Genomic DNA, 19593 nt, shown 5'->3' with positions numbered 1-19593 from the left:
GCGCTGGCCCTGTTCAATATAGAGTTATATTATTCCTGATTAAGGAAAGTTAACTGATGAGGTATCTATGGGTGGCATTAGTATCACGCAGCTATTAATTATCGCGGCAATTATTATTTTACTCTTTGGGACGAAAAAATTAAGCAGTTTGGGTGCTGATTTAGGGGCATCGATTAAAGGTTTTAAAAAAGCAATGGATGAGGAAAATGAAAAAGCTACGTCTGCTGATGAAAGTAGCAAGCTCCCCCCATCTTTGAGCAATCATCATGTTAACGATCAGCCGGACGAAATTCATAAAAAAGACAAGTGAGAAGCACTTTCACTTGTTAATCTGCGAAGTCGGTAATGGCCCGATTCGTAAACGATTAAGATTCGCCCGAGTGAATGCCGGATTAAAACAGGGTGAGCTCGCTTGTCTTGCTGGACTGGATAAAGAAACGTCGAGTTCCCGTTAAGCCCATATGCACGGGAAGTCAGCTCCCCTGGTTTTGGTCTGGTTTGCCGGTTTGCGGCGGTGCTGGATGCGCCGGAAGCGTATTTCTATGCTGTCGATGAGGATCTCGCAACGCTAATCTTGCAGTACCATCGTTACAAGAAAGTAACCCTAATTCTATGTTGTTGATTACCCCACATTAGACCTTCATTCACGTATCCAGTCTGAGCAATTTACTGACATTTCTCGACTTTTTGTGAAATGCTGAGGCAAGATTTTCTCTCCGTCTTAGAAGCAGATCCTTTTTTATCAGGACCTGCTCTTAAGAGCACTATCGATCAGGCTGCTCCAGCCGTTTCATGTTGTTGAGCATAAATGTATGGCGCAACATATTCTTCCCGGTTGGTATCCAGATAATCCGACCACCATTGCATCATCGCTTTACGGGCATCGAGATATTCTGCTTTATGGATATAAGCCGCTCGAACGCTATTGCGTTCCTGATGACTCATCTGCCGTTCAACCGCATCCTGCGCCCACAGCCCAGATTCCATCAGCGCACTGCAGGCCATTGCTCTGAATCCGTGACCGCAGATGTCGCTTTTTGTGTCGTAGCCCATCAGGCGCAGTGCCTTGTTGATCGTGTTTTCGCACATCGGCTTATACGGATTATGATCACCGGGAAATACCAGCTCCTGATGCCCGGATATTTCCCGTATCTGTTTCAGAATAGTGATGGACTGACTGGAGAGAGGAACGATATGCGGTGTGCGCATTTTAGCGCCACGCCCGGAATAGCGAACACCGGGGATAGCCTCGCGATTGGCAGGAATAGTCCAGATATTGTTTTTGAAATCGATCTCAGACCAATGGGCAAAACGCAGTTCGCTGGAACGGATGAACAGGTGCAGGGTGAGTGAGACTGCCAGGCGGGTCAATTCTCGTCCTTGCTTATAGTCCCCGATACGAGTCAACAGCTCCGATAGTCGCTCCAGCGGAAGGGCTGGGTAGTGGCGTTTAACCGGAGGGGCGATGATACCGTCCAGATTTGCCGCCGGATTGTTATCTATCAACTCCTGATGCACGGCATGGCGCATGATGTTGCACATATGCTGCCGGGAACGTGCCGCCACTTCCAGCAGGCCTTTTTTCTCAATCCCTTTCAGCAGGTCGATAAAATGACGTGGTTTTAGTTCAGAGACAGGTAGATGCCCAATGATCGGAAAAATATGGTTATTCATGCTGGCGAGCAGACGGACGGCATGATTTTCAGACCATGCTTTGTTGCTTTTATGCCAGCTCAGTGCAACAGACTTGAAGGTTTCTTCGGGCAACGCAGTGGCTCTTTCAGCGGAGCGCTGTTGTGCTGGATTGATATTCTGCACCAGTAGCTTACGGATACCGTCACGCTGTTGACGAGCATCAGCCAGAGAGACATCAGGATAGGCACCTAAGCCGAGGCGGGATTCTTTTTTATTGATACGATATTTGAGATACCAGAGACGTGAACCGCCTGGATTAACCAGCAGATACAGACCATGAGAATCGGAAACTTTGAAGGGTTTAACGGATGGTTTTAAGTTGCGGATTTTTGAGTCGTTAAGAGACATTTGGGGGTCACTCCGTCATCGAACCAACTTGACCCCAAATCTGACCACCAAATTCTCCCGATGCGGAGGGAAAACTGAAAATGCATCGGGAAGACTTTTCACGCTAACTTATTGAATCTGAATCACATAGGGATTCGCAAAGCGGCATGAAAACAAGAATTTGGCTCCTCTGACTGGACTCGAACCAGTGACATACGGATTAACAGTCCGCCGTTCTACCGACTGAACTACAGAGGAATCGTTGGAACGGGGCGCATAATAACGGGGTCCGTCGCGCATGTCAAAGGTGTAAACCACATTTTTGATGCGTTTGGCGAGGGAATGCGCAATATGCCGTTTTTTTCACACCATTGCGGTGGCAAAGCCACATTTTCGTTGCATGGCGATGGAAAAACAGCGGGCTGGCAGCAATAGAATGCTGCCAGCCCGCTGGGTTGAGAGGGATAAAATTACCGTAACCGCAATTGCAACTGGTAGCGGTAACGAGGGGCTGTCAGCAGGAAGTCTGGGGCAACGCTAGGGCTCCAGGAATCGTCACCACCAACGCCCATGTGGAAACCATCCAGATTAAGCCAGGTGCCGGCTTCCGGTTGCAGCAGATGGTGATGGGTGCATGACATCAGTTGTTGCTGGCTGTAGCAGCCGATGCCGAAGTGGAAATCCCCTTCGATAAGCCAGTTGCCGTAGCGCAATTCCTGGGTGTGGCAGCGCAGGCCGTTTTCCGATGGGAAAATATATGGCGTGTGCATTGACTCCAGCGGCTGCTGCCAGCGGCCGTGTAGCGCGGCAAGGCGGCGGTCAGGGTAGTTTTCATGCGGGCCTAGCCCCAGCCAGCTGACTTGCGGGTTGACTGCCGCCAGTTGAACGGAAAGGCCGATGCGAGCTGGCGAGGGCAGGTGGCGAGCCATCTCGACCTCGACATTCACCCTCAATACGCCGCAGGCGTCGATTTGCCACTGTTTGCGACTGATGAATAACACCTGTTGCTGATAGTGGCTGATGTGCTCGGTGGTGATCAGTACACTATCGCTGAGGGTGTCGGCGTGGATGTGCTGACAATCGGTGTCGTACTGGTACAGCCCGGCCAGTTTCCAGCGCTCTACCCACGCATTCGGGTCAATACGGTCGACTTCACTGATGCCGATGTCGTTATCCAGTGCTGCGCGTGTCACATTATCCTGCAATGGGCTGAGTAACTGGGGTTGCCCATCACGCCACCACTGTGTCAGTAAGCCGCTGTGACGGTTAAATACCCAGCGCTGCTGGCCCTGTGTGACTTCGAATTGCTCATCGGTTTGGCTCAATGATGGAGACTTGCCATCGTGAACAGGTGGCAGTGAACGTGCCAGCGGCATCGGTAACTGCCATTGATTCCAGGCGCAGCGATGACCCGCTGGTGACCAGTCGGTCGCCTTCGGCTGAATCACCTCTACGGTCAGCCACATGTCGGCGTGGTGCTGTGGCGCTGGCACCTGTTCCAGCAACGTGAGCGTCTGACTCCCCTGGGGGGCGATATCGAGCGGTACCCGGCCTGATGCCAGTTGCACGTCATCCTGCATGATGCGCCAGTGCAGTTCTTCATTATCACTGTGGCGGAACAGGTATTCACTGGTGACATTCAGCGTCAGCGGGGCGTCGTCATGGTGGCTGAACTGGAAAAATTGCTGGGCGCGCTGGGCTTCGTACAGCGCCGGGTGCGGTGTACGGTCAGGGAATACCAGACCATTGAGACAGAACTGACGGTCGTTCGGTTTATCACCAAAGTCACCGCCATAGGCCCAGTGTGTTTTGCCGTCTTGTTCACGTACCAGCGCTTGGTCCACCCAATCCCAGACAAAGCCGCCTTGCAGACGCGGGTACTGGCGGAATGCCTGCCAGTAACGGTCAAATCCGCCAAAACTGTTGCCCATCGCGTGCGCGTATTCACACAAAATCAGCGGACGATGTTCGCCCGGCAGGCCAATCCATTTTTTGATTGACCATTTCGGGACGGCGGGGAAGGGCTGGTCTTGATCGACGCGGGCATACATCGGGCACAGAATATCGGTCGCTGGCGTATTGGCACCGCCGCCCTCGTATTGCACCGGTCGGGTGGGATCATGTTGTTTCACCCATTGATAAAGCGCGCTATGGGTGTGGCCGTAACCCGATTCATTTCCCAGCGACCAGATAATAATGCAGGGGTGATTGCGGTCGCGTTGCACCATGCGAGTGACGCGTTCGGCGTAAGCGGGTAACCAGCGCGGGTCGTCGGACAGGCGGCTCATCGGCTGCATGCCGTGGGTTTCGATATTGGCTTCATCGACCACGTATAAGCCATAGCGGTCGCACAGCCGATACCACAACGGATGATTGGGGTAGTGGGAGCAGCGTACCGCGTTGAAGTTGTGCTGTTTCATCAGCAGGATATCCTGCCGCATGGTCGCTTCATCGATCGCTTGACCGTGCTGCGGGTGGTGCTCATGGCGGTTAGCACCGCGGATCAGCAGCGGTTGACCGTTGAGCAGCAACAAGCCGTTACGGATGGTGACCTCACGAAAACCGACGTCATAGGCTTCTGCTTCCACCAGCGAGCCGTTGCACTCCAGTGCCACTACCGCCCGGTATAGATTGGGCTCTTCCGCGCTCCACAACGCGGGCTGCGCCACTTCCAGTTGCAGACTCAGCCTGTCGTGATAGGCGCCGCGCTCATCTATCGCCGGGGTGCCGAGCGGTTTGCGTTGTTCTCCCACCAGGTGTTCGCCCCGCCATAACTGTACCGCCAGTTGCCAGTGTTCAGCCTGGTCTTCCGGCAGGTTGGCCAGGGCAGTGACGCACAATGTCCCCTGAGTGTAGCTGTGTCGCAGCGGCGTGGTGAGTTGCACGTCACGCAGGTGTACCACCGGTTTATGCAGCAGGTAGACATCACGATAAATGCCGCTCATGCGCCACATATCCTGATCTTCCAGATAGGTGCCGTCAGACCAATGCAACACCATCACTGCCAGTCGGTTTTCGCCCACGTGCAGGCAAGGTGTCAGGTCGAACTCCGCTGGCAGGCGGCTATCCTGAGAATAACCGACCCATTGACCGTTGCACCACAGGTGAAACGCAGAGTTAACGCCGTCGAATACGATGCGGGTCTGCCCTTGTGCCAGCCAATCAGGGGTGACTGAAAATGTGAGCGAGTAACACCCGGTAGGGTTGTCTTCTGGTACGAATGGCGGGTTGACGGGAATAGGGTACTTAACGTTAGTGTAAATCGGCGCGTCGTATCCTGCTAACTGCCAGTTAGAGGGAACGGTAATCCGTTCGGCATCGTTTAAATCCTGTGTCAGCCACTGTTCCGGTACCGCTTGCGGACGATCAAAATAGCTGAAGGTCCATTCGCCATTCAGTAACTGACGCCGGTCAGAAGGCTTATCGTCGCGTGCCGCGTTAAGGTCACGCCAGCTGGAAAAAGGCGGATGGGCATCCAGACGACGGATGTGCGGGCAGGCCGGGTTTTCCCAGTCGCGTCTGGCCAGAATATCCGCCAGCGAGATGTCGGATAGCGGAACATAAGCGGAAACAGTGGACATAAAGCAGGCTTTCCTTTATTGGCTGAGTTGGCTGCAAATGAATGGCTGAAAACAGTTGATGAGAGGATAAATGAAATTGTTATCCGCTCACAATTTTATTGTCAGGATCGCGGCTTGCCGGGTATGAGTAAAGTGCAGCGATGCCGGAAAGTGGTATCGATCACAAAACCGGTATCCGCAGGGAACGGTTAACGCTGTAACTGCCGTGCCAGGCTAATCAACTGCTGGGCGACATCCTGCGGAGACAGAGTAGAAGGGCGCCAGACCGCCGTGGTCTGACGTGGTATCAGGGTCGTTTTTAACCGCAGTGGCGCTGGCGTGTGCGGATGTTGCAGACACTCCAGTAGCCGATTGACGCTTTCCCGGCCCAGTTGTCTGAAATCCTGACGGATGGTGGTTAACGGCGGCTGGAAATAGGCGCTGTCGCGGGTATCGTCAAAACCGATGACCGAAATCTGCTCCGGTACACGCAAGCCGTATTCATGAATCGCCCGCAGAACGCCCAACGCCATCTGGTCGTTGGTAACGGCGATTGCGGTGGGGCGGATTGAATGTGCCAGCAGTAAATGTGCCTGCTGATACCCTGAACTGGCGCTCCAGTCGCCTTCGGCGATGGCACAAGGGGTTAACAGGTTGGCGGCTAGCGCTTTCTGCCAGCCCTCGTAACGCAAACGTGCCGACACCGAGCTTTGCGGACCGGTCAGCAGGGCGATTCGACGGTGCCCCATTTCTACCAGATGGTCGATAGCCAGCTTCGCGCCCTGTTGCGGGTCGAACATTACGCTTGGCAGGTTGGCGCTGGGGGCGGTGTCGAGAAACAGCGCCGGTGTGGCAGCACACAACTGATAGATGTGCTCGGCCTCCTCTTGCTCCAGCGGCACGTTGATGATCACGCCATCTACCCGCTGTGACAGTAATTCGCTAACGGCACGCTGGACGTCATTACCATCGGCAGCGCGCAACATGGAGATCACCACTGTGAACCCCAATTCGCTGGCGGTTGTTTTGATGGCGGCGGCGATTTGGGATGGCGCATGCAGCGATAGATCAATTGTCGCCAACCCAATAGTCGTGGCACTGCGGCGCGCCAGTTGTTGTGCGACCCGGTTGGGGATGTAGTGGAGCGCAGCCATCGCCTGCTCCACCTTTTCCCGCGTGCGTATCGATACATGAGGTGCTTGATTCAGCACCCGGGAAACGGTTTGGTATGACACACCGGCGTAAGCTGCTACGTCATTGAGCGTTACTGGTTTTGCTTTCATGATGCTCTGTTAGTCGGTCTCTGCATTGTCACCTGACGTTATCATAACAAATGCTGGACATACCGTGGTCAACAGAGAAAAATTACGCCGCAACGGGGGAATGCGTTACCTGCCGGTAATACCAGGCGATGGTTTGTTTGATCAGCGCATCGGTGGCATCCAGGTAGGCATCGGGTGTGGCGCTCACTTCTGCCTCCAGAATCAGCGGTAACTCGGTGCAACCCAGAATGATTTTCTCTACCCCTTGCTGGCGCAGCGAGTCGACGACCGGCAGCAGTAGTGCGCGAGACTGGCTGAAATCGCCTGCTTTATAAGCATAGATACTGTTCATGACCGCCTGCTGTTGTGCATCGTCAGGCAGGGTGCTGCGCACCTGCTGACCACTGAGCGCATGCTGGTAGATATTGCCACGCACGGTCGCGGTCGTTGCCAAAATACCGACGTGATGGACGCGCTGTTCAGCAACCTGCTGGCAGGCGGCATCAATAATGCTGATCATGTCTACCTGAGTATGCCGCTTCAAATCCTCGAACCAGTAGTGCGCGGTATTGCAAGGAATGATGATGCAGGTGGCTCCGGCGTTTTCCAGAATTCTCATGTACTCAATCATCTTTTTCAGCGGCGACGGGCTGTGATTAAGAATGCACTGGGTACGGTCCGGAATATCCGGGATAGACACGGCGATCATTGGAATATGTTCCTGATCCTTACGCGCCGGGGTCTGCCGGATAAGTTTTTGCATGGCGTCTACGGTGGCACCCGGCCCCATGCCGCCAAGAATTCCGATTACAGGGTTCACGTTTCCCGCCTCACTACGAATAGTCTGGAGTGGAAAAATCATCGCACAGCGCCCGGAAATGTGAATTGCGAAATTCCCATCCTCTATGTATTTTTTGCATAACACGACCAGTATTATGCGTATAATGAGTTTTCAAAACGGCGGTTGATGATGCTAAACAATATTGAAACCAAATGGTTATATGATTTCATTGCGCTGGAGGAACACCGCAGCTTTACCCTGGCGGCGGAGACACGGAACATCTCTCAGTCGTCGTTTAGCCGACGCATTCGGGCGTTGGAAGAGGCCGTAGGATTTGACCTTTTTGATCGCAGCGCACAGCCGTTGCAACTGACCGAGCAGGGGAAGATTTTTCATGCCCATATCCGCAATACCCTCGACGATCTGGAGTATCAGATTCATAAATTGCACGGCGGCAGTCACTATAAAAATAAGATAACGATTGCCGCAGCGCATTCGTTGTCGGTGTTTGTGATGCCGGAATTGCTGAAAGCCGTGCCGGATGTGCAAGAGAAAATCTTCTATGTCGAATCCATCGATGTCGATGATGCGGTTCTCAACCTTAAAGAGGGGCGCAGTGACTTCATTTTCTCTTTTTATAACGAGGAATTGATGTCAGAACCGTTTCGTCATACCCGCATTATGGATTCCACGTTATATCCGGTTTGCGCCTGCGACGCGCTCGGTAAACCGCGGTTTGATGCGCGTGCCGCCACATTGCCGTTACTCAATTATACCGATACCAGTTATATGGGCCGTCAGGTCAATCGCTACCTCTCCACGCTGACTCCTGAGCGTTTTACCGTGAGTTTTGTCTCCTCAATGAGTGATTTACTCAAACGCATGGTCAAGCAAGGTCACGGCATTGCCTGGTTGCCGGATTATTCGATCCGTGATGAGTTGGCGAACAAAGAGCTGACCGTGTTGAAGCTGGATAATGCGGTGATGAAGATGCAGGTGTATCTGTATCGATTGGATGCGCGGCTGAATGTGGCGTCGGAATCGTTCTGGCGGGCAATGACGGCACTTCGTCCGGCGCCATAAAAAACAGCGGCCGAATGGCCGCTGTCTGTGTGGTATACGCGTGATGGTATGGCGTGGATCAGGCCTCTTGTCTGGCCTGCTGCAATACCACTTCCGGCTCGGTTTCTTCTTCGTCGTCGGTGATGTCTTTTTCCAGACTGGCTACCACGGCGGTAGAGATACTGTTGCCGATAACGTTGGTCGCGGTGCGACCCATATCCAGGAACTGGTCGATGCCCAGAATCAGCAGGATACCGGCTTCCGGCAGGTTGAACATTGGCAGGGTAGCGGCAACCACCACCACAGAAGCACGTGCGACACCCGCCATCCCTTTACTGGTGATCATTAGCGTCAGCAGGATCAGGATTTGCTGGGTCATGCTCAGATCAATATTGTAGGCCTGAGCGATGAACAGGATGGCAAATGACTGGTACATCATAGAGCCATCAAGGTTGAAGGAGTAACCCAGCGGCAGCACGAAGCTGGTGATTTTCTTCGGTACACCGAAACGGGTCAGCGCCTCCATGGTTTTCGGATAGGCGGACTCGCTGCTGGCGGTAGCGAAGGCCAGCATGGTGGGTTCACGAATCAGGCGCGCCAGTACGGCAATAGAGCGGCCGAGGAAGGCGTAACCCACCAGGAACAACACCGCCCACAGCAGTGCCAGGCCCAGGTAAAACTCACCAATCAGCTTACCGAAGTCATAGATCAGCCCCAGACCCTGAGTGGTGATGGCGGAACCGATAGCGGCAAAGACGGCGATAGGTGCCAGCGCCATCACGTAATCGGTGACGCGGAACATCACTTTAGCCAGCTCTTCGATGGTAGACAGAATGAAGTTGGCCTGTTTGTTGTGGTGCTTGACGTAAGCCAGCGCCGAACCGAAGAACAGCGAGAACACCAGAATTTGCAGGATCTCGTTGTTGGCCATCGCTTCCACAATGCTTTTCGGGAAGATATGGCTGATGAAGTTCTTCAGTGTGAAACCATCGGTATTCAGACCGGTAGTGACGTGGCTGGCCGAGGCCACCAGGTTCATGCCGGTGCCCGGCTGGAAGAAGTTCGCCAGCATCATACCTATCAGCAATGACAGGAAAGACGCGGTAACAAACCAGGTCATGGCTTTGAGACCAACGCGACCTACGGCAGAAGAGTTACCCATACTGGCCAGGCCGGAAACCAGGGTAGCGAATACCAGCGGTGCAATGATCATCTTGATCAGACGCAGGAAAATATCGGTAACCATATTAAAGTACGACGCCACTTCTTTGGCGCGGGCGCCATCCAGATAAGTGTGGCATGCCCAGCCAATCAGAATACCGAGCACGATCGCCAGCATTATCTGTATTAATAACTTCTGCCTTTGCATATAAACCTCATGTTGATGAATGTACCCAGACAACACCAGTGTTATTGCAGCGTAGCGGTCAGATATGCCGTAAGACATACGTGGGCCGGTACCCTGATTTGTTTGTGGGGTGCTGTGTCTGCCGCGCCGAATATTACAACGAATTGCGAGCTTTTCCCTTTTTTTCTGCGAATAAAATGAAACGCATCACTTAATCGGGCCCAAAATACGTTATTTTCCCGTTATTCATCACGAAAAGTCTAACTGGCTGTTATTGGTAAATCGCCAATAAAGTCATTATTTTCAATGTATTATGATTAATTCTTTTTGTGGGGAATGGTGATTTTTGTACTAATCATAACTTTTTCTTATATCTTGGCTGGAGTCAGCAATATCACCAATAATGACCGGGGGATTTATTGATAAGGGAGGATGCACCTTTTATTGATTGATAACGTGTTGGATTAATAAACAGGAATTACCCTTCGTATTTATAAAAATATAATCGGACCCAGGACGAAGAGTGATGTTGACCATGAAATAAAAATGACAGTAATTTTAATCACCTGCCTGTATTGCGTAAAAATGGAACACAAATGTTGTTTTCATTCCCTGCATGTAATTGGAATGTTGCGGCCGGGTTTTAATGTGGTGGAATTTTATGCGATTGGGAAGAGAAGAGAAAACGCGCAAACGCACTTGCCGCCATGAGGGAAGGTGATGATAATCACATCATTCGCACCCTTAATTATAAATAATTCTTATTATTATCCATCTGACCATTGATCTCCGCTCATCAGGTAACCGGTTGTTGCTCGCTAACCCCGGTTTAGCACGATTCAGATCAAGCTATTGGTGAGGTGACGTGTCATTTCACCAGTGAAGCACTTACACTATTTCCCCACACTATCTATGGAGATTGGATTACAGTGGTTATGGCGACACGACTGACAGACTCCCCGTCCCGGCTGTCTATTCTCTGGCAGGATGCCTTGCTGAAAATTTCTCAGTCGCTGTTGCAACAGCGCACCCTACCCGATCTGCTGCAGTGCCTGGACGGTGTGTCGTTCTCGGTGGTGCGGTTTGGTCGCGTTAATGTGATCCTGCTTGACCCATTACGTAACCAGATGCATTTCTACCGCCACGATCGTGATTCCGGGCGGACGCTGTGCAGCGAAGAGGCGATTTTACTGGCCAATGGCCCCGGCGGGGTCGTGTGGAGCACCCAAACCGTGCTGCACTGTGACCGGACACACTTTCAGCGCGATTTTCCCCATCTGACCGATCTGCCCGCCTACGCCGGATTAAGCGACTATTGCCAGTTGCCGCTGCGTGGCACCCAGCGTGTACTGGGCGGGGTCGAGTTTCTCAAGACCGACGGCAGCCGCTTTACTGACAGCGAACTGGATTTCTTTCAGGCGCTGGCAGGCGTGGTTGCACTGGTGGTGGAAAATATTCGTGAGCGTGAGCAAGTGTTGCAGGAAGAAGAGCGATTGCGCCACGAGCGGGATCACCTGCGTATTCTGGTGGATGTCACCAATACCGTGATTTCCAAACTGGAGCTGAAAGCGCTGGCGCTGGAAGTGTCGCGCGAGATCCACCGCTTCTTCGGTATTGATTTTATCGCACTGGTGCTGAAAGACGGCGAAGAGCAAGGCAACCCACTGAAGTATCTTGCCACGGTGTATCCGACTTCCGGCGCGCCGAAAACGGTACAAGGCGAGGTGGATCGAGCGCAAACGCTGGCTGACGGCGTGATGGCGCAACATCAGCCGCAACTGGTAGAGGTGCCGACTTGTCTGGCGGCCGAAGACCCGCGTCCGCTTTGTCAGTGGTTTGACCGTGAGTTGTCTCATGTGTGTTTGTTGCCGCTGGTATTCGGGAACCGCACGCTCGGTGTGCTGGAGCTGGCTCATCGCACCGCGCTTGCCGTGAGCGAGGCGGACCTGCGGCTGCTGCGGCAGATTGCCGCCCGCATCGCCATTGCGTTGGATAACGCACTGGCCTATGAGCAGATTACCCGGCTGAAGGATTCGTTAATCCATGAAAACTTCTACCTGACCGAGCAACTGACTGAACACATTCATCAGCGTAGCGGTGATGAGTTTGGCGAGATCATCGGCCGTAGCGCGGCGATTCGACAGGTACTGGAACAGGTAGCGATGGTCGCCGCCAGTGACAGCACGGTGTTGATTCTGGGGGAAACGGGCACCGGTAAAGAGTTGATTGCCCGCGCTATTCATAGCCTGAGCCAGCGCAAATCACAACGTATGGTGAAAATGAATTGCGCGGCTATTCCTTCTGGCCTGTTGGAAAGCGACCTGTTCGGGCATGAAAAAGGGGCGTTCACCGGCGCGACCAGCCTGCGGCAGGGGCGCTTTGAGCTGGCGGATAACAGCACGTTATTTTTAGATGAGGTCGGGGATATTCCGCTGGAGTTGCAGCCTAAGTTACTGCGGGTGTTACAGGAGCGGGAAATAGAGCGGTTGGGCGGCAGTAAGATCATCCCGGTGAATGTGCGGTTGATTGCCGCGACTAACCGTGACCTAAAACAAATGGTGGCGGACCGTGAATACCGTAGCGATCTTTACTATCGCCTCAATGTGTTCCCCATCGTTATTCCGCCGTTGCGTGAGCGGCCGGAGGACATTCCGCTGTTGGTGAAGTTTTTTACCCGCAAGATAGCCCGTCGTATGAACCGTACTATCGACAGTATCCCTTCCGATATGCTGCGTCAGTTGAGTCGCTTGCCGTGGCCCGGCAACGTGCGGGAACTGGAAAATGTGGTGGAGCGGGCGGTGATCCTGACACGCGGCACCACGCTCAACTTGCATATGGATGAACTCCAGCACCATTTGTCGCCGCTGGATGTGCCCAAGCCCTCGCACCACGATATCATGCCGATGGTTGACCCTACGCCTGGGCCGCTGGAAGCCGATGACGAGTCAGAACGCGAGCGCATCATCCGGGTTTTACGGGAAACCAATGGGATTGTCGCAGGCCCGAAAGGTGCGGCGGCACGCCTTGGCCTTAAACGCACCACATTATTGTCGCGTATGCAGCGTATGGGGATTTCCGCCCGGGAAATTGAAGGGATTTCGTAACGACGACGGTGATAGCGGAGAAGACGGTGACAGCAGAAAGGGAAGGGGCGTAATAGCAGCCCCCTCCGGATGGAGAGGGCTGAGAGGGATTAACCCGCTACTTCGGCTTCTTTACGCAGACGGGCTTTCAAGGCGCTGTATTCCTGTCTGACATAGTTTTCCGCCCAGTTCTGGTCGGCGATCGGTTCCAGTTTCACCGCACAGTGTTTGTACTCTGGGGTTTTGGCGATCGGGTCAACTTCATCCAGTGTCAGTTCGTTACAGGCACCAATCCACCACTGATAAGTCATGTAAACTGCACCCTTATTGATGCGTTCACTGACCATCGCCCGGCTGATGACTTTGCCGCGGCGTGATGCTACCCAGGTGAGTTGCTGATCTCGGATGCCCAGTTTAGCGGCGTCTTCCGGGTTCATCTGCACGTAACCCGGTTCGTCCGCCAGTGTTTGCAGCGCGGTACAGTTACCGGTCATGGAACGGCAAGAGTAGTGGCCCACTTCACGCACGGTGGAGAGCACCAGCGGGTAATCGGCGTCGGTTTGCTCCATCGGCGGGTGCCATTCTGTTGCAAACAATAGCCCTTTGCCGTTCGGGCGGTCGAACTTGTTACCGGCATACAGCCACGGTGTGCCGGGACTATCCTCGGTCAGGCACGGCCACGGAATATAACCCAGTCCGGCCATTTTCTCGTAGGTGGCGCCGTAGTAAAGCGGGCACAGGTTGCGCAACTCATCCCAGATTTCCTGGGTGTTGTTGTAATGCATCGGATAGCCCATGGCGGTAGCCATCAGACTGATGATTTCCCAATCCGGCTTCACATTGCCTTTCGGTTCCACCGCTTTATAGAAGCGCTGGAAGCCGCGGTCAGCCGCAGAATACACCCCTTCATGCTCGCCCCAGGAGGTCGCCGGGAAGATGACATCCGCCACAGCGGCGGTTTTGGTCATGAAGATATCCTGAACGATCAACAATTCCAGTTGGTTGAAGGTTTCGCGCACCACCGACAAGTCTGGCTCGGTTTGCAGCGGGTCTTCCCCCATCAGGTAATTGGCTTTGATTTTGCCTTCTTTGATCATGTGCGGAACATCGGTCAGCGAGTAGCCGATGCGGTCAGGCAGCGATGGCACGCCCCAGGCTTTGGCGAATTTCTCACGCACATCTGCTTCGGTGACTTTTTGGTAGCCGGGGAACTGGTTTGGCAGCGCCCCCATATCGCAGGCACCCTGAACGTTGTTTTGTCCACGAACTGGGCCAACGCCGACATTCGGGCGACCGAGGTTACCGGTCAGCAGTGCCAGGCCAGACAGGCCTTTCACCACGTCGACCCCTTGTGTCCACTGGGTGACACCCATGCCCCACAGGATGGTGGCTGACGGTGCTGCAGCATACATCCGAATCGCATCACGGATTAACTGCGGGTCAAGGCCGGTGATATCTGCCACGTATTCCGGGGTGTATTTCGCCACGATGGCGCGATATTCATCGAACCCTTCGGTGTGCTGTGCCACGAAATTCGAGTTATACAACCCTTCGTTGATCAGTACGTTGGCAAACGCGTTGACCAGTGCCATGTTGGAGCCGTTCTTCAGCGGCAGCCACAGGTCGGCGATACGGGCAGTTTCGATATGGCGAGGGTCACAAACGATAACTTTGGCACCGCGTTCTTTGGCTTTGATGATGCGGCGCGCCACGATCGGGTGAGAGTCGGCGGCGTTGTAACCGAAGACTAAAATGCAGTCGGTTTTTTCGATTTCGCAAATCGAGTTACTCATTGCCCCGTTACCCAACGTAACCTGCAACCCGGAAACTGACGGGCCGTGGCAGACGCGGGCGCAACAGTCGATGTTGTTGGTGCCGGTCACCGCGCGGGCGAATTTTTGCATCACGTAGTTGGTTTCGTTACCCGGACCACGGGATGAACCGGTGTGCATGATGGCGTCCGGGCCGTATTTTTCTTTGATGGCTTTCAGGCGAGAACTGGCGAAGTCGATGGCTTCTTCCCAGGACACGACCTCAAACGGCGCGCCTTTCTGGCGGCGGATCATCGGTTGTTTGAGGCGTGGGGTTAACAGTTTGGTGTCGTTAAGAAAATCCCAACCGTAATAGCCTTTTAAGCACAGCTCACCTTCGTTGGTCAGGCCGTTGGCGCCTTCTGCACCGACGACTTTGCCATTTTCCACCAACAGGTTAATTTTGCAGCCTGACCCACAATATGGGCAGACGGTAATCACTTTCTGCATGACATTGCTCTCCTTCATCGTACCGACGGCACGCTCAGAATTTCATTTCCGCGGCTTCATCCAGTGCTGCGCGCCGCTGTTTACGTTGGATCATCTCCTGAATGTCGTCTCTGCTTATCAGGTGCAGGGCTTTGGTGGGGCAGACTTCGACACAAGCCGGACCGTTGGCGCGTCCTTCACACAGGTCGCACTTGTGCGCTTCCGCCTTGATGCAGTTGCCCAGCGCCTGATAATGGCTGATACGCGCTACCGGTTTACTGATCACCGTCATGGCACCGTAGGGGCATGCCACTACGCAGGTTTTGCAACCGATGCATTTTTCTTGCTGCACCCGGATATGATCGCCGGCATGGACGATCGCCCCGTTAGGGCAAACATTCGCACAGGGTGCATCTTCACAATGACGGCACTGAATCGTGGTGCTGACATTCAGCCCCTTCACCACTTTCAGTCGCGGTGCGAAATGCTCTGCAGACAGCGATGACGGGTTACCATCACTGTGGGCCAGCACACAGGCGATTTCGCAGGTGCGGCAGCCAATACATTTCTTGGGGTCTGCTAAAACGAACCGGTTCATGACAGGGTCTCCTTCCGCGGCTCTGGTTGACTAAAGGTTATGTCGACGGTATGGCACCGACACATCGCCATACACAAAGCAGGGTTTATGCCAGAATGAATGCTTATGATTTAGTGTTTTGATTTATAAAAGATTAAAGACGGATGATTGATGAATGTCGGTGTGATGAATGGGCGGATGTCGAGTGTCGACGTCCGCCTTCGGCAGATTTGACGATGTATACCTGACGTCGGATAGAGCGGGGGACTGGGCACTTGTTTGTAATACGCATTCCAGATCTGAATATTCTCTATCGAGGTGAGACCATCCGGCATTTATTGTGGCATCTGCACCATAACGGTTGTGATGGACGCGTTTTGCGGTGAGCAGTGTTGTGGTGATCAATAGCGCGTTCGTTTGCCGCGACAATTTCCGGAGAAAGTTAATCCGGAGAAAGTTAAAAGGGCCTCCACAGGAGGAGAACTGAAAAGAGTAATAAACAGAGTATTGAAAAAGAGGGTTGTATCCCATGGGATACGGGAGTACTCTGTTGACGGACAAGGAGTGTTAATGCCTGAGATTGACAGACTGGCAGGGTTAATCTTCCATTTGTACTTTTACGATGATGAGCGGTACCACTTGCCGCAGTGCATGTCTGCTACGGTAATCATGAACTTATCATCAGTATTCGTACCGGAGCCGAGATAGAAGGATATTTGCCAAATAACAAACGTAAGCTGGCGATTGCACATATCATGACCCATCGTGAGCAACTGTTGAGTATGTGGGCACAGGCGGTCATCGGGAAGAATCCGGGAAAATTGTGAGGTGGTTATGCATAAGATTGTGGATGTTGACGTGATTGGCGATTTTTCGCTGCGCCTGACTTATGACGACGGCCTGATATGCGATGTCAACCTGTATCACTATGCTTCACATCCTGTGTTTTCGAATGCCAGTCTGTTTGTCCGGTTCGGGTTATTACCTGATGGTTCGTTGGAATGGCCGGATATCACGATTTCCTCGTCCGTATTACGGGAAAAGGGGGAAAATGTTGGCCATACGCTGGCGGTGCGGGAGCGAAATTTTGCCGATATTATCTCCCGAGCCTTCTATGATGCCGTAATTGAGAACCGGCCAGAAATTCTGCAGGCGGCATTGAAAATCGCAGTAGATAAACATGGCAACAGTACGGTGGCCAAAGAAGCGGGAGCCAAAAGTCGTACCAGCTTGTATAAGTCGCTGAATAAAAATACCAATGTCAGCCTGGCGACGGTGGTTAGCCTGGCCCACACGGTGTTGCAGTTGGAAGAGAAATAGGCGAGCGGTTTCGGGGCAGAGACAGAATCCGATCTGCCTGCTGCCCCCTTGGGAGGTCAGCGGTATAGCTTGTTAATGTGCGGGCATGTCACGCCAGCACCTCAAAACCACCGTTCCCTTCCCAGCCTTCAAGGCGTTGGTATAGCTGCTCCACCGCTCGGGTAACTTCCGGACTAATCGGGAAATAAAACGCCACCAGTGCTGGCTGAATACCGACAAAAATCACTTCGGGAATATCTTCCTTCAGGCTGTCGATCAGATAGTTCAGCGGCAGGCTGTGGGTATTCATCAGCATGTCTTCGGCGATGCGGTCCGGGTCGACGATACGGATTTCACCTGGAGCCAGCCCCATATCGGTGGCATCCACCACCAGCAGGCGACGAGGTTTTAGTTCCCGCAGTGTGTGTGCCGCATTTTCCGGAATGGCTCCGCCGTCGATGGCTGACCAGCCCGCCACCGGATGCTGGTTCATTTGCTCTGCCAACAGCGGGCCTGCGCCATCATCCCCCATCAGGGTATTGCCGACCGCCAGCACGATATTTTCGATATACAGTGGCGCTTCATTGTGCAGATGTTCAGTCATCGATACGTTTCACCATCAGATAAAGAGCCGGTTCCCGTTGCATCGCGGCAAGATACTCCATCAATGTCGCGGTCCATTCCGGGTGAGTGTCGTGTTGAGCCAATGCGCTGAAAGCACCGCCCAGCAGGGCGGTGTGGGTATGATCGATGGTGATTTCACCAAAGCGTAACAGGCCCAGCATTTTGTGGCGGGCTTCGTCATCGCTCAACTGGCCGACCCAACCTTCGAAGTCCGCCAGCGGGCACTGCAATACCTGCTTCAGGCAGTCGATGACGCCAACGTGATGACCAATCGCCAGCGAGTAGTACATCACCTGTTGCGCCTGCTCCGGTATTTTGTCGCGGCTGTCGAGAAATTTGCGGTTCAGGGCATAGAAACGCACACTGCTCATCACAGGATCTCCCCATTCAACATGGCATGGTAAATGCGCAGCAACCGGCCGGCGATTTCGTTCAGCCGTGGGTCGTTGTGCTGATCAAGCCAGCCGGTAACGCGCTGTTCGAACCCCTCCAGCGGCTGGTTTTCCAGCAGCCCAAGGAAACGATCGCTGATTTCCCGCCCCTGACGGTACCCCGCCATCAGGCGGGCTTCCCGTTCTACCTGCACGCGTAAATCCAGCGGCAGTGCCGGATGAATCAGTGCGGCTTTCTCATTGTCGCCCTGCTGGTGGTCGCTGCCGTGCAGTTTTTGCTCCAGCAGCCCCAATGCGACCGCAAAACCGTAAATCGTCGCGGCGGGCGTCGGCGGGCAGCCGGGGATATACACATCGATCGGCACAATTTTGTCGCTACCGCCCCATACGCAGTACAGGTCGTGGAAGATGCCGCCGCCGCAACCGCAGGCACCGTACGAAATACAGATTTTTGGGTCTGGTGCGGACTCATAGGCACGTAACGCCGGTGTGCGCATCGCGCGGGTGACTGCGCCGGTGAACAGCAGAATATCGGCATGGCGTGGTGACGCCACCACCTTGATACCGAAACGTTCGGCGTCGAACAGCGGCGTAATCGCAGAGAAAATCTCTATCTCGCAACCGTTGCAGCCGCCGCAGTCCACACGGTAAACATAGGCGGAACGCTTGATATCTTTCAGCAGCGTTTTTTTCAACTGCTGAGCGTGTTCGTCCAGCGTAATCGGGGTGGTCTGGTAATGGTCGACCCCATTGGGCAGCATACTCATTGTGCATTCCCCTTGTGAGTGGACGGGGTGGACAGGTGCTGGCTGAGCTGCACATTGCCCTGATGGTTCATGTTCTGTTTGCGTTTGCAGTCTGGACAGGTTTCAAACTGGTGGCGGCGTGCTTCCACCTCATTTTCCGGTACCCCAGCGTGTGCCAGCAGCGCCATGGCGTACTCCACTTCTTTTTGCGGGGCGAACGGCTGTTGGCAGACATGGCAGTTCAGTAGCCGGAAGGTGGCACGCTGATACAAGTCGGCCTTGTTGGCGACCGCCATTTCAAACTCTTGCGACAACACGATGGCGCGGGTCGGGCACACTTCTTCACAACGGCCGCAGAAAATGCAGCGGCCGAGGAACAGTTGCCAGGTACGGGTGCCGCTGTCCAGATCGTTGGCCATGGTCAGGGCATTCGCCGGGCAGGCCATGGTACAAGCAGCACAACCGATACACTGCTCCGGGTCATACTCCGGTTTGCCGCGAAATCCGGTGGGTACCGCCAGCGGCGCGAACGGGTATTTCACCGTACTGTTGCCTGCCTTGAGGATGGTTTTAAACAATTTAATCATGGGGCCTCCC

At 53.8% G+C, this 19593-nt stretch carries 16 protein-coding genes, 1 tRNA gene and 1 pseudogene; 6 read left to right on the top strand and 12 right to left on the bottom strand.

The annotated features are described in order from the left end of the window. Window positions 1-67: 67 nt before the first annotated feature. Both tatA and DD586_RS22295 read left to right on the top strand, forming a co-directional pair. On the top strand, window positions 68-310 hold the full coding sequence (gene tatA, locus DD586_RS13020; RefSeq protein ID WP_012885292.1) for a Sec-independent protein translocase subunit TatA: 243 nt from the start codon (window positions 68-70) through the stop codon (window positions 308-310). 13 nt (window positions 311-323) lie between these two features. Then, window positions 324-636: pseudogene (locus DD586_RS22295) on the top strand (helix-turn-helix domain-containing protein). Between the two features lie 135 nt (window positions 637-771). On the opposite strand, the gene DD586_RS13015 reads toward DD586_RS22295, so the two are convergent. The 5 genes from DD586_RS13015 to cuyB form a co-directional block, all read right to left on the bottom strand. Beyond that, complete coding sequence (locus DD586_RS13015) at window positions 772-2043, bottom strand: tyrosine-type recombinase/integrase (protein ID WP_012885291.1); 1272 nt, start codon at window positions 2041-2043, stop codon at window positions 772-774. A 161-nt stretch (window positions 2044-2204) separates the two neighbouring features. After that, window positions 2205-2280 (bottom strand) — tRNA-Asn (locus DD586_RS13010). 212 nt (window positions 2281-2492) lie between these two features. Further along, complete coding sequence (locus DD586_RS13005) at window positions 2493-5603, bottom strand: beta-galactosidase (protein ID WP_012885290.1); 3111 nt, start codon at window positions 5601-5603, stop codon at window positions 2493-2495. A 188-nt stretch (window positions 5604-5791) separates the two neighbouring features. Beyond that, the gene (locus DD586_RS13000; protein ID WP_012885289.1) at window positions 5792-6865 is read right to left on the bottom strand and encodes a LacI family DNA-binding transcriptional regulator; all 1074 of its coding nucleotides are present in this window, start codon (window positions 6863-6865) and stop codon (window positions 5792-5794) included. An 82-nt stretch (window positions 6866-6947) separates the two neighbouring features. Then, on the bottom strand, window positions 6948-7664 hold the full coding sequence (cuyB, locus tag DD586_RS12995; protein WP_012885288.1) for a cysteate racemase: 717 nt from the start codon (window positions 7662-7664) through the stop codon (window positions 6948-6950). A 150-nt stretch (window positions 7665-7814) separates the two neighbouring features. On the opposite strand from cuyB, the gene hypT reads away from it, so the two are divergent. Then, window positions 7815-8708, top strand: a complete 894-nt coding sequence (hypT, locus tag DD586_RS12990) for a hypochlorite stress DNA-binding transcriptional regulator HypT (RefSeq protein WP_012885287.1) — start codon at window positions 7815-7817, stop codon at window positions 8706-8708. Window positions 8709-8766: 58 nt separating this feature from the next. Here the strand turns inward: hypT and DD586_RS12985 are convergent, their stop codons facing one another. Beyond that, window positions 8767-10056 carry a dicarboxylate/amino acid:cation symporter gene (locus DD586_RS12985; RefSeq protein ID WP_012885286.1) on the bottom strand — a complete coding sequence of 430 codons (1290 nt, stop codon included), beginning with the start codon at window positions 10054-10056 and terminating at the stop codon, window positions 8767-8769. Window positions 10057-10970: 914 nt separating this feature from the next. On the opposite strand from DD586_RS12985, the gene flhA reads away from it, so the two are divergent. After that, entirely contained in the window at window positions 10971-13139 is a 2169-nt protein-coding gene (gene flhA, locus DD586_RS12980; protein ID WP_012885285.1) for a formate hydrogenlyase transcriptional activator FlhA, read from the top strand. Window positions 13140-13228: 89 nt separating this feature from the next. On the opposite strand, the gene fdhF is transcribed toward flhA, so the two are convergent. Together fdhF and DD586_RS12970 are read right to left on the bottom strand one after the other, a co-directional pair. Further along, window positions 13229-15379: a formate dehydrogenase subunit alpha gene (gene fdhF, locus DD586_RS12975; RefSeq protein WP_012885284.1), complete on the bottom strand. Its 2151-nt coding sequence runs from the start codon at window positions 15377-15379 to the stop codon at window positions 13229-13231. Window positions 15380-15413: 34 nt separating this feature from the next. Continuing rightward, window positions 15414-15956 (bottom strand): 4Fe-4S binding protein, encoded by a 543-nt coding sequence (locus tag DD586_RS12970; RefSeq protein WP_012885283.1) that lies wholly within the window; start codon window positions 15954-15956, stop codon window positions 15414-15416. A gap of 626 nt (window positions 15957-16582) precedes the next feature. Here DD586_RS12970 and DD586_RS12965 point away from each other — a divergent pair. Then, complete coding sequence (locus DD586_RS12965) at window positions 16583-16762, top strand: DUF4160 domain-containing protein (protein WP_228669684.1); 180 nt, start codon at window positions 16583-16585, stop codon at window positions 16760-16762. A gap of 7 nt (window positions 16763-16769) precedes the next feature. Next, window positions 16770-17255: a type II toxin-antitoxin system antitoxin DhiA gene (gene dhiA, locus DD586_RS12960; protein WP_012885282.1), complete on the top strand. Its 486-nt coding sequence runs from the start codon at window positions 16770-16772 to the stop codon at window positions 17253-17255. A gap of 88 nt (window positions 17256-17343) precedes the next feature. Here the strand turns inward: dhiA and hycI are convergent, their stop codons facing one another. From hycI to hyfH, 4 genes are read right to left on the bottom strand one after another with little or no spacing between them, the layout of a single operon-like run. Continuing rightward, entirely contained in the window at window positions 17344-17838 is a 495-nt protein-coding gene (hycI, locus tag DD586_RS12955) for a hydrogenase maturation peptidase HycI (protein ID WP_012885281.1), read from the bottom strand. After that, entirely contained in the window at window positions 17831-18229 is a 399-nt protein-coding gene (locus DD586_RS12950) for a formate hydrogenlyase maturation HycH family protein (RefSeq protein ID WP_012885280.1), read from the bottom strand. Before DD586_RS12950 ends, hycI begins: the two co-directional genes overlap by 8 nt. Beyond that, the gene (locus DD586_RS12945; RefSeq protein ID WP_012885279.1) at window positions 18229-19017 is read right to left on the bottom strand and encodes an NADH-quinone oxidoreductase subunit B family protein; all 789 of its coding nucleotides are present in this window, start codon (window positions 19015-19017) and stop codon (window positions 18229-18231) included. Before DD586_RS12945 ends, DD586_RS12950 begins: the two co-directional genes overlap by 1 nt. Beyond that, on the bottom strand, window positions 19014-19583 hold the full coding sequence (hyfH, locus tag DD586_RS12940; protein WP_012885278.1) for a hydrogenase 4 subunit H: 570 nt from the start codon (window positions 19581-19583) through the stop codon (window positions 19014-19016). Before hyfH ends, DD586_RS12945 begins: the two co-directional genes overlap by 4 nt. Window positions 19584-19593 lie beyond the last annotated feature (10 nt).

It is taken from the genome of Dickeya parazeae Ech586, assembly GCF_000025065.1.
GTDB classification, from domain to species: domain Bacteria; phylum Pseudomonadota; class Gammaproteobacteria; order Enterobacterales; family Enterobacteriaceae; genus Dickeya; species Dickeya zeae.
This window is presented reverse-complemented; position numbering and strand designations above follow the sequence as displayed.

Excerpts from the sequence above, each read along its gene's own strand:
- tatA (WP_012885292.1), top strand. The coding sequence starts at position 68 with ATGGGTGGCATTAGTATCACGCAGCTATTAATTATCGCGGCAATTATT.
- DD586_RS13015 (WP_012885291.1), bottom strand. The coding sequence starts at position 2,043 with ATGTCTCTTAACGACTCAAAAATCCGCAACTTAAAACCATCCGTTAAA.
- DD586_RS13005 (WP_012885290.1), bottom strand. The coding sequence starts at position 5,603 with ATGTCCACTGTTTCCGCTTATGTTCCGCTATCCGACATCTCGCTGGCG.
- DD586_RS13000 (WP_012885289.1), bottom strand. The coding sequence starts at position 6,865 with ATGAAAGCAAAACCAGTAACGCTCAATGACGTAGCAGCTTACGCCGGT.
- hypT (WP_012885287.1), top strand. The coding sequence starts at position 7,815 with ATGCTAAACAATATTGAAACCAAATGGTTATATGATTTCATTGCGCTG.
- DD586_RS12985 (WP_012885286.1), bottom strand. The coding sequence starts at position 10,056 with ATGCAAAGGCAGAAGTTATTAATACAGATAATGCTGGCGATCGTGCTC.
- flhA (WP_012885285.1), top strand. The coding sequence starts at position 10,971 with ATGGCGACACGACTGACAGACTCCCCGTCCCGGCTGTCTATTCTCTGG.
- fdhF (WP_012885284.1), bottom strand. The coding sequence starts at position 15,379 with ATGCAGAAAGTGATTACCGTCTGCCCATATTGTGGGTCAGGCTGCAAA.
- DD586_RS12970 (WP_012885283.1), bottom strand. The coding sequence starts at position 15,956 with ATGAACCGGTTCGTTTTAGCAGACCCCAAGAAATGTATTGGCTGCCGC.
- dhiA (WP_012885282.1), top strand. The coding sequence starts at position 16,770 with ATGCATAAGATTGTGGATGTTGACGTGATTGGCGATTTTTCGCTGCGC.
- hycI (WP_012885281.1), bottom strand. The coding sequence starts at position 17,838 with ATGACTGAACATCTGCACAATGAAGCGCCACTGTATATCGAAAATATC.
- DD586_RS12950 (WP_012885280.1), bottom strand. The coding sequence starts at position 18,229 with ATGAGCAGTGTGCGTTTCTATGCCCTGAACCGCAAATTTCTCGACAGC.
- DD586_RS12945 (WP_012885279.1), bottom strand. The coding sequence starts at position 19,017 with ATGAGTATGCTGCCCAATGGGGTCGACCATTACCAGACCACCCCGATT.
- hyfH (WP_012885278.1), bottom strand. The coding sequence starts at position 19,583 with ATGATTAAATTGTTTAAAACCATCCTCAAGGCAGGCAACAGTACGGTG.